Annotated in this window: 15 protein-coding genes; 9 read left to right on the forward strand and 6 right to left on the reverse strand. The window is 66.6% G+C overall.

Annotation, left to right across the window (positions count from 1 at the left end; all coding sequences use genetic code 11):
• Positions 1-9: 9 nt before the first annotated feature.
• From AC07OD_RS06360 to mmsB, 7 genes are all read left to right on the forward strand, one after another.
• Positions 10-552: a phage tail protein gene (locus tag AC07OD_RS06360; RefSeq protein WP_218294906.1), complete on the forward strand. Its 543-nt coding sequence runs from the start codon at positions 10-12 to the stop codon at positions 550-552.
• Positions 553-829: 277 nt separating this feature from the next.
• Positions 830-2,353: a CoA-acylating methylmalonate-semialdehyde dehydrogenase gene (locus tag AC07OD_RS06365; RefSeq protein ID WP_494595713.1), complete on the forward strand. Its 1,524-nt coding sequence runs from the start codon at positions 830-832 to the stop codon at positions 2,351-2,353.
• A gap of 193 nt (positions 2,354-2,546) precedes the next feature.
• Positions 2,547-2,927: a lysozyme inhibitor LprI family protein gene (locus tag AC07OD_RS06370; RefSeq protein ID WP_494596044.1), complete on the forward strand. Its 381-nt coding sequence runs from the start codon at positions 2,547-2,549 to the stop codon at positions 2,925-2,927.
• Between the two features lie 45 nt (positions 2,928-2,972).
• Positions 2,973-4,139, forward strand: coding sequence for an acyl-CoA dehydrogenase family protein (locus tag AC07OD_RS06375; protein WP_218294904.1), 1,167 nt, complete (start codon positions 2,973-2,975; stop codon positions 4,137-4,139).
• Between the two features lie 71 nt (positions 4,140-4,210).
• The gene (locus AC07OD_RS06380) at positions 4,211-4,675 is read left to right on the forward strand and encodes a TfoX/Sxy family protein (RefSeq protein ID WP_494595716.1); all 465 of its coding nucleotides are present in this window, start codon (positions 4,211-4,213) and stop codon (positions 4,673-4,675) included.
• A 30-nt stretch (positions 4,676-4,705) separates the two neighbouring features.
• On the forward strand, positions 4,706-5,095 hold the full coding sequence (locus AC07OD_RS06385; RefSeq protein ID WP_494595718.1) for a DUF488 domain-containing protein: 390 nt from the start codon (positions 4,706-4,708) through the stop codon (positions 5,093-5,095).
• Positions 5,096-5,201: 106 nt separating this feature from the next.
• Positions 5,202-6,095 carry a 3-hydroxyisobutyrate dehydrogenase gene (mmsB, locus tag AC07OD_RS06390; protein WP_218294901.1) on the forward strand — a complete coding sequence of 298 codons (894 nt, stop codon included), beginning with the start codon at positions 5,202-5,204 and terminating at the stop codon, positions 6,093-6,095.
• Between the two features lie 50 nt (positions 6,096-6,145).
• Here mmsB and AC07OD_RS06395 read toward each other — a convergent pair whose 3' ends face one another.
• The 4 genes from AC07OD_RS06395 to icd form a co-directional block, all read right to left on the reverse strand.
• The gene (locus tag AC07OD_RS06395) at positions 6,146-9,787 is read right to left on the reverse strand and encodes an EAL domain-containing protein (protein ID WP_494595720.1); all 3,642 of its coding nucleotides are present in this window, start codon (positions 9,785-9,787) and stop codon (positions 6,146-6,148) included.
• A gap of 18 nt (positions 9,788-9,805) precedes the next feature.
• On the reverse strand, positions 9,806-10,201 hold the full coding sequence (locus AC07OD_RS06400; protein WP_218294899.1) for a response regulator: 396 nt from the start codon (positions 10,199-10,201) through the stop codon (positions 9,806-9,808).
• Positions 10,198-12,048 (reverse strand): PAS domain S-box protein, encoded by a 1,851-nt coding sequence (locus tag AC07OD_RS06405; RefSeq protein ID WP_218338506.1) that lies wholly within the window; start codon positions 12,046-12,048, stop codon positions 10,198-10,200. The genes AC07OD_RS06400 and AC07OD_RS06405 overlap by 4 nt, the downstream gene beginning before the upstream one ends.
• Before the next feature lie 333 nt (positions 12,049-12,381).
• Entirely contained in the window at positions 12,382-13,644 is a 1,263-nt protein-coding gene (icd, locus tag AC07OD_RS06410) for an NADP-dependent isocitrate dehydrogenase (RefSeq protein WP_494595723.1), read from the reverse strand.
• Positions 13,645-13,837: 193 nt separating this feature from the next.
• Between icd and AC07OD_RS06415 the strand changes: the two genes are divergently transcribed.
• Both AC07OD_RS06415 and AC07OD_RS06420 read left to right on the forward strand, forming a co-directional pair.
• Positions 13,838-14,068, forward strand: a complete 231-nt coding sequence (locus AC07OD_RS06415; RefSeq protein ID WP_218294896.1) for a hypothetical protein — start codon at positions 13,838-13,840, stop codon at positions 14,066-14,068.
• Between the two features lie 208 nt (positions 14,069-14,276).
• Complete coding sequence (locus AC07OD_RS06420; protein ID WP_494595725.1) at positions 14,277-14,786, forward strand: DUF192 domain-containing protein; 510 nt, start codon at positions 14,277-14,279, stop codon at positions 14,784-14,786.
• 102 nt (positions 14,787-14,888) lie between these two features.
• Here AC07OD_RS06420 and AC07OD_RS06425 read toward each other — a convergent pair whose 3' ends face one another.
• Positions 14,889-15,470 carry a superoxide dismutase gene (locus AC07OD_RS06425; protein ID WP_218338504.1) on the reverse strand — a complete coding sequence of 194 codons (582 nt, stop codon included), beginning with the start codon at positions 15,468-15,470 and terminating at the stop codon, positions 14,889-14,891.
• 181 nt (positions 15,471-15,651) lie between these two features.
• Positions 15,652-16,977, reverse strand: coding sequence for an exodeoxyribonuclease VII large subunit (xseA, locus tag AC07OD_RS06430; protein WP_369642531.1), 1,326 nt, complete (start codon positions 16,975-16,977; stop codon positions 15,652-15,654).
• Positions 16,978-17,016 lie beyond the last annotated feature (39 nt).

Raw genomic sequence — 17,016 nt, forward strand, 5'->3', positions numbered from 1 at the left:
GGAATCGCTATGAGTGAACCGTTTATTGCCGAAATCAAAATGTTCGCTGGCAATTTCGCCCCCCGTGGGTGGGCTTTCTGCCAGGGTCAAATTATGAGCATTGCCCAAAATACGGCCTTGTTTTCCCTGCTGGGCACCACCTACGGCGGCAATGGACAAACCACCTTTGCCTTGCCAGACCTGCGTGGCCGGGCTCCCGTCGGCACAGGCCAAGGGCCGGGACTTCCCGAAGTCACCATGGGTGAAATTGGCGGCAGCCCCACCCACACGCTGATCAGCACGGAAATGCCGGCACACACCCATGCAGCGCCCACCATTCCTGCATCCACCACCCTGGGCACCCTGCAGGCACCCGGTCCCGGGGCGATGCCGGCAGCGTCCAATCAGCGCAATGCCCAATATGCTGCCAGCGGCACTGCCGATACCCAATTGCCCATGAGCAGCGCGACGACCGGTATTGCAGGTGGCAGTCAACCGTTTTCCATCATGCCCCCGTATTTGGGGATGAACTACATCATTGCCGTGGAGGGCATATACCCGTCCAGAAACTGAATGGACCAACCCGCCACGGAGCGGCGGAAAAAAGGGGCCGACGGCAGCGTTTGCCCCTTTTTGCATTTCTGCTTCACTGAACAAAAAACCGCACCCTGAGGACAGGAGCCTTCGGCTGCTCATCCCCTGATCCGCTGGGGTTCGGGCTTGCTGTTTTCATGTGCAAATAAGCACATACACATTGCAGAGCAACGCCTTGTAATTACATATTTGCACGCATAACATGCACGCGTTGGCCTGCACCGCGGGCCGTTTGCAACCCCCCGGAGACAAAACCATGAACGCACCCACCCACGTGGCCGCACTGGCCCCCACCGTCAAGCTGCTGATCGGCGGCCAGTTCGTCGAGTCCAAGACCACCGAGTGGCGCGACGTGGTGAACCCCGCCACGCAAGAGGTGCTGGCCCGCGTGCCCTTTGCCACGGCCGAAGAAATCGATGCCGCCGTGGCCTCGGCCAAGGAAGCGTTCAAGACCTGGAAGAAGACGCCCATCGGCACGCGCGCCCGCATCTTCCTCAAGTACCAGCAGCTCATCCGCGAAAACATGGCCGAGCTGGCCGCCATCCTCACGGCCGAACAAGGCAAGACCTTGCCCGACGCCGAAGGCGACGTGTTCCGTGGCCTGGAAGTGGTGGAACACGCCGCCAGCATCGGCAACCTGCAGCTGGGTGAGCTGGCCAACAACGTGGCCGGTGGCGTCGACACCTACACCCTGCTGCAGCCGCTCGGTGTGTGCGCGGGCATCACGCCCTTCAACTTCCCGGCCATGATCCCGCTGTGGATGTTCCCCATGGCGATTGCCACGGGCAACACCTTCGTGCTCAAGCCCTCCGAGCAGGACCCCATGGTGACCATGCGCCTGGTGGAGCTGGCGCTCGAAGCCGGCATTCCACCCGGCGTGCTCAACGTGATCCACGGCGGCGAAATGGCCGTGAACGCGATCTGCGACCACAAGGACATCAAGGCCGTATCGTTCGTGGGCTCCACCAAGGTGGGCACCCATGTGTACAACCGCGCCACCCTGGCCGGCAAGCGCGCGCAATGCATGATGGGCGCCAAGAACCACGCGATCATCCTGCCCGACGCAAACAAGGAACAGTCGCTCAACGCCATCGCCGGTGCCGCGTTCGGCGCCGCCGGTCAGCGCTGCATGGCCTTGCCCGTGGTGGTGCTGGTGGGCGAGGCGCAAAAGTGGATTCCCGATCTGGTGGCCAAGGCCAAGACGCTCAAGGTCAACGGCGGCACCGAAAAGGGCACGGACGTGGGCCCGCTCGTTTCCTGTGCGGCGCTCTCGCGTGTGGAAGGCCTGATCGAACGCGGCATTGCCGACGGCGCCACGCTGGAGCTGGACGGCCGCAAGCCCACGGTGCCCGGCTATGAAAAGGGCAACTTCGTGGGCCCGACGATCTTCTCGAACGTGCAGCCCGGCATGGCCATCTACGACCAGGAAATCTTTGGCCCCGTGCTGGCCCTGGTGCCCGCCGCCGACATCGATGAAGCCATCGAATTCATCAACAGCAACCCCAACGGCAACGGCACCGCCATCTTCACCCAGTCGGGTGCGGCTGCACGCAAGTTCCAGGAAGAGATCGATGTGGGCCAGGTCGGCATCAACGTGCCAATCCCCGTGCCAGTGCCGTTGTTCTCGTTCACGGGTTCGCGCGCGTCCAAGCTAGGCGACCTGGGTCCTTACGGCAAGCAGGTCGTCATGTTCTACACGCAGACCAAGACGGTGACGGCCCGCTGGTTTGATGACAGCACCACGTCGCATGGTGTGAACACGACGATTAGCTTGAAGTGACATCCCCCTGAGGCGCTGCGCGCCTTCCCCCTTCTCTTGCATCGCTGCGCGATGCGGAAGGGGGACGCCACCCGTGCGGCGGGGCGGCCCTTGCACGGTGGCACTGGCCTTAGGCCGCGCCAGTCGTGACCACTGTGGTCGATGGTAAAAGCGGGGCATGCAAATTGATCTGACAATGATGCGGGGATGGGCCATGGTCTTCGGTGCGGCTTGCGTGATGCTGGTGGGAACCAATGCCCACGCGCAGGCCGGCGCCGCCTGCAAGCCCGGCGGCAGCGTGGACGAAACCAATGCCTGCGCCGTGCAGGCCTTTCAGGCGGCAGACACGCAGATCGCGATCCTCTACGGTGATGTGATGCGCGCGCTGTCGGCCCACGAGCGGCCCCAGTTGCGCCAGGAGCACACCGCCTGGCAGCGCGAACGCACCACGCGCTGCAAGCAGGCCACGCGCAGTGCCGAGTCGCAGCCCCAGTGGCCGCGCCTTTACCACGCGTGTCTGACGACGGAGACCGAAACCCGCCGCAAGGGCCTGATGCGCTGGCTGACGCTGGACCACCCATCCGCCAGGCCCTGACCCGGGCGCCCAGAACAACAAGAACCGACGACGAGACAGAACACCATGGACTTTGAACTCACCGAAGAACAACGCGCCTTTGCCCAGACGGCCCGCGACTTTGCGCAAGCCGAGTTCGCGCCCCACGCGGCGTTGTGGGACGCCGAGGGCATCTTCCCGAAGGAAGCCATCGCCAAGGCGGGCGAGCTGGGCTTTTGTGGCCTGTATGCACCCGAGAACGCCGGTGGCCTCGCCCTGCCCCGCCTGGACGCCACCCTGGTGTTCGAGGAAATGGCCGCCATCGACCCCAGCACCACCGCCTTCATCACCATCCACAACATGGCCACCTGGATGCTGGGCACCTGGGCCACCCCCGTCGTGCGCGACCACTGGGGGCCGCTGTTGACCACGGGCGAGAAGCTCGCGTCCTACTGCCTCACCGAGCCCGGCGCAGGCTCCGACGCCGCCTCGCTCAAGACGCGTGCCGAACTGGTGGGCCACGACTATGTCATCAACGGCAGCAAGGCCTTCATCAGCGGCGCAGGCAGCACCGACGTGCTGGTGCTCATGGCGCGCACGGGCGACGCGAATTCGGGCGCGGGCGGCATCAGCGCCTTTGCCGTGCCCGCCGATACGCCCGGCATCAGCTACGGCAAGAAGGAACACAAGATGGGCTGGAACAGCCAGCCCACGCGCACCATCAGCTTTGACAACGTGCGCATCCCGGCCGACCACCTGCTGGGCCGCGAGGGCGAAGGCTTCAAGATCGCGATGAAGGGCCTGGACGGCGGCCGCATCAACATCGCCACCTGCTCGGTGGGCGCGGCGCAGGGCGCGCTCAACGCGGCCCAGCAGTACATGCAGGACCGCAAGCAGTTCGGCAAACCCATCGCCAGCTTCCAGGCCCTGCAGTTCAAGCTGGCCGACATGGCGACGGAACTCGTGGCCGCGCGCCAGATGGTGCGCCTGGCCGCCAGCAAGCTGGACGCGGGGGCTCGCGACGCCTCCACCTACTGCGCCATGGCCAAGCGCTTCGCCACCGACGCGGGCTTCACCGTCATCAACGACGCCCTGCAGCTGCACGGCGGCTATGGCTACATCCGCGAATACCCGCTGGAGCGCCTGCTGCGCGACGCGCGCGTGCACCAGATCCTGGAAGGCACGAACGAAATCATGCGCGTGATCATTGCGCGGCGCATGCTGGACGGGGATGCGACGGAGGCCATCCGCTAGGCAATAACTCCTATTTTTATAGCTGCCAGCGCTTATCCATCAAGCGCTAGCGGCCTATTTGACCTGAAACCATGCCCGCCCGCCCCCTCTCCGACGAAACCCTGCACCTGATCGACGCCGTGCGCACGGCGCTCGCGCACCGCAGCGACGTGGAGGAGCGCCCGCTGTTCGGCACCCATGCGTTTTTTGTGGACGGCAAGATGTGTGTCGCCGTCAAGGGCGAGGAACTGCTGGTGCGCCTGCCGCCGGAGCGCCATGGCGAGGTGCAGGAGATGCAGAACACCCGCGAGCTCTCGCCCGGCGGCGGCATGAAAGGCTACTTCTGGGTAGAACCCAACGGCTACGCCACACGGGCACAGTGGAACCATTGGCTCGAAGCAGCCCTGGCCTACAACCCGCTGGCCAAGGCATCGCCGCGCAAGAAGAAAACAACCAACACTCCGGCTGCAGCGAAGAAAGCACCCGCCAGCACCGGCACCAAGCCGAAGACAAAAGCCACGGCGAAGAAGCACAGCATCTTCGAAGCCGACGACTGATCTGCCCCACCCTACCCGGAGCCCACCACCATGCCCCTTCGCATCGTCCGCCTCGGCACCCCGCGCGCCGCCGGGGAAGGCACCCGCATCGGCACCGTGCGCCGCCCGCCGCGTGGCGTGCCCAAGACCGAGTTCGCCAGCCGCGACTACTACGACGTGTGGTACCCCCTGCTGTCCCCCACGGCCGAACTCATGGCCCAGGGCCAGCAGGCGCAGACGGACAAGGAGTGGGAAGCGTTCGTCAAGCAGTTCCGCAAGGAACTGGCCCAGCCCGAGGCCAGCCGCACGCTGGACCTGCTGGCCGCGCTCTCGCGCCATGCCGGGATGTCGCTGGGCTGCTACTGCGAGGACGAATCGCGTTGTCACCGCTCGGTGCTGCGCGCGGAGCTGAAAGCCCGCGGCGCAGATTTCGCCGAGTGATTTTCAAGCCTTTTCGGCCGGTAGCCCTTTGAAAAAAAGCGCTGGCAGCTATCAATTTCATACCAACCCGATTCACCACCACAACGACATCCAGGAGAAACACACCATGAAGATTGCATTCATCGGCCTCGGCAACATGGGCGGCCCCATGGCCCTGAACCTGCACAAGGCGGGCCACGACGTGGGCGCCTTCGACCTCTCCAAGCCGGCCTGCGACAAGCTCGCCGCCGATGGCGTGCGCATCGCGACGGACGCCGGCGCCTGCGTGCAAGGGGCCGAGGTCGTCATCAGCATGCTGCCCGCCAGCCAGCACGTGGAAACGCTCTATCTGGGCAGCGACCGGCAACCCGGCCTGCTGCCGCTGCTGGCCGAGGGCACGCTGGTGATCGACTGCTCGACCATCGCCGCCGCCACGTCGCGCAAGGTGGCCGAGGCCGCCAAGGCACGGGGCATGGACTTCATCGACGCGCCCGTCTCGGGCGGCACGGGCGGGGCCATCGCCGGCACGCTGACCTTCATGGTGGGCGGCGACACCCCGGCACTGGAACGCGCGCGCCCCGTGCTCGAGAAGATGGGCGCCAACATCTTTCACGCCGGCGCCGTGGGCGCGGGCCAGACGGCCAAGATCTGCAACAACATGCTGCTGGGCATCCTGATGGCCGGCACCAGCGAGGCGATCGCCCTGGGCGTGGCCAATGGCCTGGACCCGAAGGTGCTCTCCGAGATCATGCGCCGCAGCTCGGGCGGCAACTGGGCGCTGGAGAAGTACAACCCCATGCCCGGCGTGATGGAGACCGCGCCGGCGAGCAAGGGCTATGCGGGCGGCTTCGGCACCGACCTCATGCTCAAGGACCTGGGGCTGGCGCAGGAGAACGCCGCGGCCGTGAAGGCCTCCACCCCGCTCGGCGGCCTGGCGCGCAGCCTGTATGCCGCGCACAGCCTGGCGGGCCATGGCGCGCTGGATTTCTCCAGCATCATCAAGTTGGTGCAAAAACACTGACACCACGCGGCGGCGCGGCGGCGGGGCCCGCCACGGGACCGCCGCCGGACTCAATGCGCGGGCACGCCGGCGGAACCCGCCAGGAACTGGGCCTCGAACACGTCCGCGGGCAGGGGCCGGCTGAGCAGGTAGCCCTGGATCTCGTCGCAGCCCAGCAGTGCGAGCCGGCGGCACTGGTCGTCCGTCTCGACCCCCTCGGCCACCACCTTGAGCCCCAGCGAGTGCCCCATGTTGATGATGGTGGACACCAGCGCCTGCCCCTGGGCTCCGGTGTCCATGCCCAGGATGAAGGAGCGGTCGATCTTGAGCGTGTCGGCCGGCAGCGTGGCCAGGTAGCTCAGCGATGAGAACCCGGTGCCGAAATCGTCGATGGCGATCGTGATGTCCATCTCGCGCAGGGCGTGCAGGCTGCGCCTGCTGTGCTCCACGTCCTCCATCACCATGCTTTCGGTGATCTCCAGCTCCAGCCCGCTGCCCGCCCCCGGGTCCAGGGCCAGGGCCTCGCGCACCTCGGCCACGAAGTTGCGGTGCCGCAGCTGCAGGAACGACACATTGACCGCCACGCGCAGCGGCGCGTGGCCCGCCTGCCGCCAGCGCCGGTTGTCCGCCAGCGCCTGGCGAAGGGCCCAGCGGCCCACGTCGTAGATCAGGCCGGTCTCCTCCAGGATGGGAATGAAGAGCCCCGGTGGCACCAGGCCCCGGTGCGGATCGTTCCAGCGGATCAGCGCCTCGGCGCCCGCCACGACGCCGCTGGCCAGGCATTGCTTGGGCTGGTAGTGCAAAACAAACTGGCCCTGCTCCAGCGCTTCGCGCAGGCGGCCTTCCAGGCTCAGCGCCTCGGCCACGCGGGTGTTCATTTCAGAGGTGTAGAACAGCAGGCTGTCGGCCGATGCCTTGGCCTTGCCGACCGCGGCCTCGGCGTTGCGCAGCAGCGCTTCGGCATCCACGCCGTCCATGGGGTACAGGGCCACCCCTGCCTTGGCGGCCATGCGCAGCTCGGTCTGCCCCAGCAGGAAGGGCGCATCAAAGCAGCTGCGCATGAGATGGTCCACCACCAGCGCCACGGCCCCGGCATCGCGGGCGCCGGCCACGGCCATGCCGAAGCTGTTGATCCCGATGCGCGCCACGCCGTGCACATCGGCCGCCGCATGCTGCAGCCGCTGCGCCACCTGCTTGAGAAGCTCGTCCCCCATCTGCCGCCCCAGCGTGTCATTGACGAACCGGAACCGGCTGATGTCCATCAGCGCGATCCCGAGCAGCGGCCGCGGCCCTTCGCGGGGCCGCAGGTGCTGGCCGGCGCGCTCCAGGAAAAGCGTGCGGTTGGGCAGGCCGGTGATCTCGTCGTAGTAGGCCAGGTAGCTCAGCCGGTCTTCCTTGTCGAGGTGGTCGAGCGCGAAGCCGATGTCGCCGGCCAGCTCGGTCAGCAGCTTCATCTCGGCCTCGTCGAAAAACCCCACCTCTTCGGAAAACAGGGCCAGCACCCCCACCACCTCGTGGGCCACGACCAGCGGCAGCATGGCCAGCGACGCCACGCCACGCTGCGCCAGCAGGCCGGGCAGCAAGATCCGGGGGTCGCCCACCACGTCGTCGCACACGGCGGGCAGCCCGGTGCGAACCACCTCCGCGCTCAGGCTCTCGCCCGGGGTGGGCTTGTCGTGCAGCCGCAGCCGGTCCCGGATGTGCGCGAGGAAGTCCTCTCCCGCGCCAGAGAGCGCCACCGGCACCAGCTGCTGGCGGGCCGCGTCCACCTTGCCCAGCCACGCGATCTTGAACTGCCCTTCCTCCACGGCGATGCGGCAGGCCTCGTGAAACAGCTCCTCGCGCTTGCGCACGCGCACGATCAGCGTGTTGATGCCGCTGAGCATGGCGTACACGCGGTTGAGCCGCTTGATCTTGTGCTCGGCCTCCTTGCGCTCGGTGATGTCCTCCCCGAGCGCGGCCACGCCGGTCACCTGGCCGCCCGCCGACCGCAGCACGGTATTGTTCCAGTGCACCAGCCTGCGCTCGCCGCCGCGGGTGATGATTTCGTTGTCGTAGTGCCAGGCAGAAGGGCGGTCGGCCAGCAGGTCGGCGAACACGTCGCGCACATCCACCTGCTCGGGCGGCACGAACAGCGAGAACCAGTTCTGGCCGGACACCTCGTCGCGCCGCCACCCGGTCAGGCGCAGCAGGTAGTCGTTGCAATAGGTGATGCGCCCCTCGCAGTCGAGCATCAGCGAGATCATCTCCACCTTGTCCAGCATGTCGTTGAAGCGGCGGTCGCTCTCGCGCAGTTCTTCCTCCGCGCGCTTTTGCACGCTGATGTCCTGGATGGTGTTGAACCAGCGGACGGTGTCGCTGCCCACGCCATCGTCGGCCAGCAAAGGCTCCATGACCTGGCGCAGGTGGATCACCGCGCCGTCTGCGCGCACGAGGCGGTAGTTGAAATCCAGGCGCACGCCCTCGGTGGCAGCCTCCAGCGCGCGCTCACGGAACAAGGGCTGGTCGTCCGGATACACGAGGGCCAGCCATTCGCGCGCGGACCGGGGCATCGCCGACGGCTCCACGCCCAGCATCTGGGGGCAAGTGTCGGGCCAGCTCTCGAACACGCCGTCCTGGCTGCTGATCACATGGGTGATCTTGGCCAGCACCTGCGCGCGGTGCAGGCCCGCCTCGCTGGCCCGGAGCTCTTCGATGACCCGCTTGCGCTCGATCACCTCGAACTGAAGCTGGTCGGCATGGCGCTGCACCTCCGCGTACAGGCTTCCGTTCTCGTAGATGCGCCCCACCTGGGCCCCCAGGATGGACAGGATCTTCTCGTCCTCGGCGCTGAACTCGTGCGACCCGGGCTTGTTGGCCAGGCAGATCCAGCCATAGGAGAACGACAGCGATGTGATGGGCGCGATCAGGCCGCAGTGCAGCGCCGGATAGCCCGCCGGCAAGCCCACCTCGCGGGGGTCGCCGCTGGCGTTGGCCACCCGCCGCGCCCGCCGCTCGGCGCGCACGCTGCCCAGCAGGCCGTGCGACACCACGGGCAGGTCCAGCACCCCCGTCGCGGCGGCATCGATGCCACTGGTGCAGACCAGGGCCGCATGGCCATCCTTGCGCACGGCGCACAGCACCACGTACTGCGCGCCCACCAGGTCCCGCGCACCCCGGCAGACGCTGGCCAGCAGCACCTGCGGGTCGCGCTCGGACGCCAGCTGCAGGTTCAGGTCGGTCAGCGCCGCCAGCCGGCGGTTCATGGCTTCCAGCTCGGCCACGTTGCCGGTGAGCTTGTCCGCCATGAGCTGCAGGTGCCGCGTCTGGAAGCTGTGCTCCAGCGGGAGCACGGGCTGTGGCGGAACCTGCGACAGCGCCTGCTCGATGGCCGCGATGATGTCCTGCGGCTCGCAGGGCTTCACCAGCACCTGGGCGACCCCGCAGGCCAGGGCCAGGTTGCGCGCCTCCTGCTCGCGGAAATGCGCGCTGTAGAAAACCACCTGCGTGGCGGCGAGCTGGGGATCGGCACGCAACTGCCGCACGAACTCATAGCCGTCCATCGTGGGCATCAGGATGTCGGAGATCACCAGCTGCGGGCGTTCTGCCCGCACCACGTCCAGCGCCTGGGCGCCGTCCGCCGCCTCCAGCGCCTGGTGGCCGCTGTGTCCTATGAGCGTGGCCACCAGCGCCCGGTTGGCCGGAAGGTCATCCACGACAAGGATCTTGGCCATGCTGCCGCCGTAGCTGCTTCAGGCCGCCGCAGGCGGCGCGTGGAACGAGGAGCCCAGAAATGCCTCGACCTGCTTCACGAAGGTCTCGGGCGTGATGGGCTTGGAAAGGTGCTCGTCGAAACCCACGTCGAGCGCCTTCTCGCGGTCGCCCGGCATGGAGAACGCCGTGACGGCCACCAGCGGCACCACGCGCCACGCGTGGTGGGAGCGCAGGCTCTGCGCCACCTCGTAGCCGTTCATGACGGGCATCTGCAGGTCGCACAGGATCAGGTCGGGCGATTCCGCCAGCGCGAGCCCCATGCCCAGCGCGCCATTCTCGGCGGCCAGCACGCGGTGGCCCGCGGCCTCCAGCAGGTAGGTGACGAGTTCCCGGCTCGCGTCATCGTCCTCGATGACGAGGATGGTGGCTTTCATGCGCTGGTCTCCTGGAATTCCACGGTGAACGTGCTGCCCTGCCCTTCGGTGCTTTCAAAGCCGACGCTGCCGCCCAGCGCCTCGGCCAGCTTGCGGCTCAGGTGCAGGCCCAGGCCCGTGCCTTCGTGGTGGCGCCGGTCGGCGGTCTCCACGCGCGAGAACGCCTCGAACAGCCGGGACTGCTCCTGCGGCGCGATCCCGGGCCCCGTGTCCCGCACCCGGACCTGCACGGTGCGGCCTTGCGGCGACAGCGTCTCTTCCAGCACCACCTCCACGGACCCCTCCGGCGTGAACTTGATGGCATTGCCCACCAGATTGATGAGTATCTGGCTGAACGCCCGGCGGTCGGTGTGCAGGGTGACGGCCTGGGCGGGCGCGCGCACGCTGAACGCCAGCCCCTTGCGCCCGGCCTCCTGCTCCAGCGTGGCCGCGACTTCCGCGACGATGCTCCGGCAGTCGAGCGCCTCGATGTTGAGCGACACCTTGTTGGCGCTGAGCTTGGCCACATCCAGCAGGTCATTGATGAGGGAAAGAAGGTGCCGCGCCCCCGTCTGCACGATGCGCAATTGCTTGTCCTGCTCGGGATTGAGCGGGCCCGGCAGCTTCATCAGCAATGTGCCCGTGAAACCGATGATGGCGTTGAGCGGGGTTCGCAGTTCGTGGGACATGCTGGCCAGGAAGCGGTCTTTGACCAAGGCCGCATTTTCAAGCTCCAGGTTCTTGTCGCGCAAGACCCGCTCGATCCGCTTGCGCTCGGTCACGTCGCGGATCGCGCTCGAGACGAAAAGGCCTTCCTCCGTCTGCAGCGGGCTCAGGCTGATCTCGACCGGGAACTCGGAGCCGTCCTTGCGCAGTCCGTACAGATCAAGGCCCGCCCCCATGGAGCGGGTGCGTGGCTCGACGAAGAAGCGGTGGCGGTGCTCGGGATGCCGGGCATTGAAACGTTCGGGCACGAGCAATTCGATCTTCTGGCCCAGCAACTCGGTGCGGCTCCAGCCGAACAGCTTCACGGCCTGGGAATTGACCAGCACGATGCTGCCATCCCGGTCGACGATGACCATGGCGTCGGGCGCGGCTTCGAGCAGGTCCTTGAACTTCTGGTCGGCCCGCTTGCGGTCGGTGATGTCGCGGATGGCGCTCATCACCATCTCGCCTTCCTCGGTGTGGATCGGGCTCAGGCTGATCTCCACCGGAAACTCGGTGCCCCCCTTGCGCAGGCCATACAGCTCCAGGCCCGCTCCCATCGTGCGCGTGCGCGGTGCCCCGAAGAAGCCGCTGCGGTGCCCCAGGTGCGCGCCCCGGTAGCGATGGGGCAGAAGCACTTCCACCGCCTGCCCCAGCAGCTCGGCCCGCTCGTAGCCGAACACGCGCTCGGCCTGCGAATTCACCAGCACGATGCGGCCGGTCACATTGACCATCACGATGGCATCCGGCGTGGATTCGAGCAGGTCGCGAAACCGTGCCTCCAGCAACTTGGCCTCGCGCTGGACCTTGAGCTGGGTGACATCCTTCTTGCTGGACAGGAAGTACAGCAGCTGCCCGCCGTCATCGCGCACCGCCTTGGTGGAGACATTCACGTGCACGAGCGAGCCGTCCTTGCGGCGGCGCACCGACTCATGCACCGCCGTCACGCCGCGCAATGCCTCGGCGCGGATCTCGTCTTCCTCATGGGCCCGCCCCTCGGGAACGATCAGATCCATCAGGGACCGGCCCTGCACCTCGGCCAGCGCGTAGCCAAAGATCGCTTCGGCGGCGGGGTTCCAGTTGAGCACCATGCCCTCGGGCGACAGCACCAGCAGCGCATCGGGGTTTTGCTCCCAGTATGCGGCGGAAAAATCAGATGCCATGCAGCCCTCCCTGTGTGAGGCCATCTCCCTGCGCAGCGCGCCCAACGCGCACAGACGGCAGCGGCCTTCGCCCTCATTGCCCTCGCCAATGGTTGATCCCATCTTAGGCGGGAAATCTCCAAATAGCCAACACTCAACTGCCCCGCGGATCACCCGCCCCGGCCGCCTGGGCGCGGGCCGCCCCGGGACCGCGCGGCCCAAGCCGCGATGCGCCCCCCCCCGACCCATCTTCGCCATCCGCCGTGGGAGGCCGAAAAAACAAAAACCCCTGAAATCCTCACGGAAATCAGGGGCTCCATCCGTGCCGCGCGGCCCCGCGCGGCGCGGCGGCGGTCAGTCCATCGCGTCGATCATCACCTGGCCAAAACCGGAACAGCTCACCTGCGTGGCGCCATCCATCAGGCGCGCGAAATCGTAGGTCACCTTCTTGGAGGCGATCGACTTTTCCAGCGAGCGGATGATCAGGTTGGCAGCGTCGATCCAGCCCATGTGGCGCAGCATCATCTCGGCCGAGAGGATCTCTGAGCCCGGGTTCACGTAGTCCTTGCCGGCGTACTTGGGCGCCGTGCCGTGCGTGGCCTCGAAGCAGGCCACCGAATCGGACATGTTGGCCCCGGGCGCGATGCCGATGCCACCGACCTGGGCCGCCAGCGCGTCCGAGATGTAGTCGCCGTTGAGATTGAGCGTGGCCACCACCGAGTATTCGGCGGGGCGCAGCAGGATCTGCTGCAGGAAGGCATCGGCGATGCTGTCCTTGATGGTGATGTCCTTGCCCGACTTGGGGTTCTTGAACTTGCACCACGGGCCGCCATCGATCAGCTGCGCGCCGAACTCCTTTTGCGCCAGGGCATAGGCCCAGTCACGGAATCCGCCTTCGGTGTACTTCATGATGTTGCCCTTGTGCACGATGGTCACGCTGGGCTTGTCGTTGTCGATGGCGTACTGGATGGCCTTGCGCACCAGGCGCTCGGTGCCCTCGCGCGACACGGGCTTGACGCCGATGCCCGAGGTGTTGGGGAAACGGATTTTCTTCACGCCCATCTCATCCTGCAGGAACTTGATGAGTTTCTTGGCCTTGTCGGACTCGGCCTCGAACTCGATGCCGGCATAGATGTCCTCCGAGTTCTCGCGGAAGATCACCATGTTGGTCTTCTCGGGCTCCTTGAGGGGCGAAGGCACACCCTTGAAATACTGCACGGGGCGCAAGCAGACATACAGGTCCAGCTCCTGGCGCAGCGCCACGTTCAGCGAGCGGATGCCGCCGCCCACGGGCGTGGTCAGCGGGCCCTTGATGGAAACCACATACTCGCGCAGCACCTGCAGGGTCTCTTCGGGCAGCCACACGTCGGGGCCATACACCTTGGTGGATTTCTCGCCGGCATAGACCTCCATCCAGTGGATCTTCTTCTTGCCGCCATAGGCCTTGGCCACTGCGGCATCCACCACTTTGATCATCACCGGCGTGATGTCCAGGCCCGTGCCGTCGCCTTCGATGAAAGGGATGATGGGCTGGTCCGGCACGTTCAGCGACATGTCGGCGTTGACGGTGATTTTCTCGCCTTCGGCGGGCACCTTGATGTGCTGGTAGCTGGTCATGGGCGGGTGTCTCCTGGGGTGGCTGAAACAGGATTCAGCGAATTGGGCAAAGCGCTCTGAAGCCGGTCAATTCTAATGACAAATATTTATGGCCAAGACCCTGTCAACGCGGCTGCCGCTGCTATCGTTGGGGGTGGAGCCATGCGGGGTTTCGCATGGCCCTCAACCCTTGTTCACACTGGAAACGGCACATATGAAAAAACTCCTCGCTGTACTGGTGGCTGGTCTGTTTGCTGCGGGTGCTTTCGCACAGCAAGCGCCAGCAACCGCTCCCGCCCCTGCTGCCCCCGCAGCCCCCATGGCTGCGCCCGCCGCGGCTCCCGCACCGGTAGCCAAGACCCACAAGGCCGCCACCACGGCCAAGAAGAAGACGCACAGCACCAAGAAGGTCGCCAAGAAGAAAACCACCAAGAAGGTGGCCTGAAACGCCGGGCGCCAGGCCCGCGCGGGGCCAGGGCCCACCGCTTCAAGATCGCCCGCTGCCGCGGGCGTTTTTGTTGATGGGGGCCGTGCAATGCCCCGTTGTGCCGCCATGCCCGCATGTTTGCGCTAATCTGCCATCGTCCACAGCGTGATTTTTCCGCTGCCCATTCATTGCCATCGTCCGTGTTGCCTTCATGAAAGCCCTGCCCATGACCGATCTTCACCCGGCCCGCGCCCCGCAGGCCCGCATCGCCCGCGTGATGTCCTTCGCGCGCCGCGCCGCCCTGGTGGCCGCCACCGCCCTGCTGCATGCGGGCGGGGTTGCCGCCCAGGAAGGACCGCAGCTGAATCTGCGGCGCGTCGAACTGACGGCGGGCATGCACCGCATCGACGCCCAGGTCGCCCTTGCACCCCAGGAACGCCAGACCGGCCTCATGCACCGCAAGGAGATGCCGCAGCACGAAGGCATGCTGTTCGTGTTCGAGCAGCCGGCACAGCAGTGCTTCTGGATGAAAAACACCCTGCTGCCCCTCACCGCGGCTTTCGTGGAGGATGACGGCACCATCGTGAACCTGGCGGACATGAAGCCGCAGACACTGGACTCCCACTGCTCCGCCAAGCCCGTGCGCTATGTGCTGGAAATGAACCAGGGCTGGTTTGCCCAGAAGGGCATCAAGGCTGGGGCCAAGCTCTCGGGCGCGCTGTTTCGCCGCCCTTAGGTCCGCCCCTGGGCCAGAGGGACCGCAAAGAAAAACGGCCCCGCGGGGCCGTTTTTTCTTGTCCGCGGCAGGTGGCTGCCGCGGCACCGCGCAAGCAATCCGTCAGGCGAAGTTGGCTTCCGCGAACTTCCAGTTCACCAGGCTGGAGAGGAAGGTCTCCACGAACTTGGGGCGCATGTTGCGGTAGTCGATGTAGTACGCGTGTTCCCACACGTCCACCGTCAGCAGTGCCTTGTCGGCCGTGGTCAGCGGCGTGCCGGCGGCGCCGGTGTTCACGATGTCCACGCTGCCGTCGGCCTTCTTCACCAGCCAGGTCCAGCCCGAGCCGAAGTTGCCCACGGCGCTCTTGACGAAGGCTTCCTTGAAGGCGGCGTAGCTGCCCCACTTGGCGTTGATGGCCGCAGCCAGCGCGCCGGAGGGCTCACCGCCACCCTGGGGTGCCATGCAGTTCCAGAAGAAGGTGTGGTTCCAGATCTGGGCGGCGTTGTTGTAGATGCCGCCGCTGGACTTCTTGACGATCTCTTCGAGCGTCATGGATTCGAATTCAGTGCCCTTTTGCAGGTTGTTGAGGTTCACCACATAGGCGTTGTGGTGCTTGCCGTGGTGGTACTCCAGGGTTTCCTGGCTGTAGTGCGGCGCCAGGGCGTCGATGGCGTAAGGCAGCGGGGGAAGGGTATGTTCCATGGTGGTTTCCTCGTGGTTTGAAATTCTGGGATGCCATCTGCACCGCGATCTTTCCTGAGCAATGCAGTCGGACACAGCACAAAGGGGGCATTGTAGGAAGATCAGGTGACCTGTGCAGCGTGAGGCCACACGGATCGGTGCCGAAGCGCCACAACCCGCCACTGTCCTACAGGCACCCCCGTCAGAGCAGGCGCGGCTGGGACACCGTCACATCCACCACGCCGTCGGCCAGCGTGGCGCGCAAGGCGTCGCCGGGGTGCGCCTGCCGCGCGCTGGTCACGGCTTGGCCTCCGGTATCGGTCAGCAGCGCGTACCCGCGCTGCAGCACCAGGCGCGGGTCCAGCAACTCCAGCCGCAGGGCCGCGCGGTCCAGGCGGTCCGACTGCCGCGCGGCGCAGCGCAGCAGCTTGTTGGGCAAATCGGCCTCCAGCGCTTCCTGCGTCTGCGCCAGGCGCTGCAATTTCAGGAGCACTCCATGCCGCATGCGCTGGGCCAGACGCGCCAGTTGCATCTGCTGGCGCGCCACCAGGCCGGACGGGCGGCCCAGCCGCGCCGCCGCCTGGTCCAGCCGCTGGTGGCGTGCATCGAGCTGGCGCTGCACCGCGTCGGCGATGCGCCCGCCCAGCAGGCCCAGGGCGCCCAGCCACACGTCGCGGGGCTGGGCCACCAGCTCGGCGGCCGCGGTGGGCGTGGGCGCGCGCAGGTCGGCGCAGAAGTCGGCGATGGTGAAGTCCGTCTCATGCCCCACGCCGCTGACCAGCGGCACGGGGCTGCGCACGATGGTGCGGGCCAGTTGCTCGTCGTTGAAGGCCCAGAGGTCCTCGATGGAACCCCCGCCCCGCACCAGCAGGATGACGTCGATCGGCGGGTTGCGGGTCAGATCAGCCCCTGGCGCTTGTCCAGCCTGCGCCAGCAGATACAGTTTTGATAGCGCCGCCACCAGCGAGGCCGGTGCGGCACCCCCTTGCACCTGCGCGGGCACCAGCACCACCGGGATGTGCGGCACGCGCCGGCGCAAGGCGGTGACGACGTCGTGCAGGGCCGCCGCCCCCGTGGAGGTGACCAGGCCGATGCCGCGCGGCTGCAGCGGCAGCGGACGCTTGCGGTCGCCGCTGAAAAGGCCTTCGGCCTCCAGCTGGGCCTTCAGACGCAGGAACTGCTCGAACAGCGCACCCTGCCCCGCCCGCTGCATGCTTTCCACGATGAACTGCAGGTCGCCACGCGCCTCGTACACGCCAAGGCGGCCGCGCACTTCCACCAATTCGCCATCGCGTGGAGAAAAGTCAAGCAGGCTGGCCGCGCGGCGAAACATGGCACAGCGCAACTGGCCATTCGCGTCCTTGACCGAGAAGTAGCAATGACCGCTGGAAGCGCGCGAGAAGCCCGTGATCTCCCCGCGCACCGCGACAGGATTGAACCGCGCCTCCAGCGCATCAGCAATGGCGCGGCATAGCGCGCCAACTTCCCATACGCGCGGCGCCGCCGCGAGGCCCGGGCGCTCAAACATGAGATACGGCGGGCTTCCGCGGCGCGCTCCAGGGGCGAG

This window comes from Acidovorax sp. GW821-FHT10E03, from assembly GCF_059415205.1.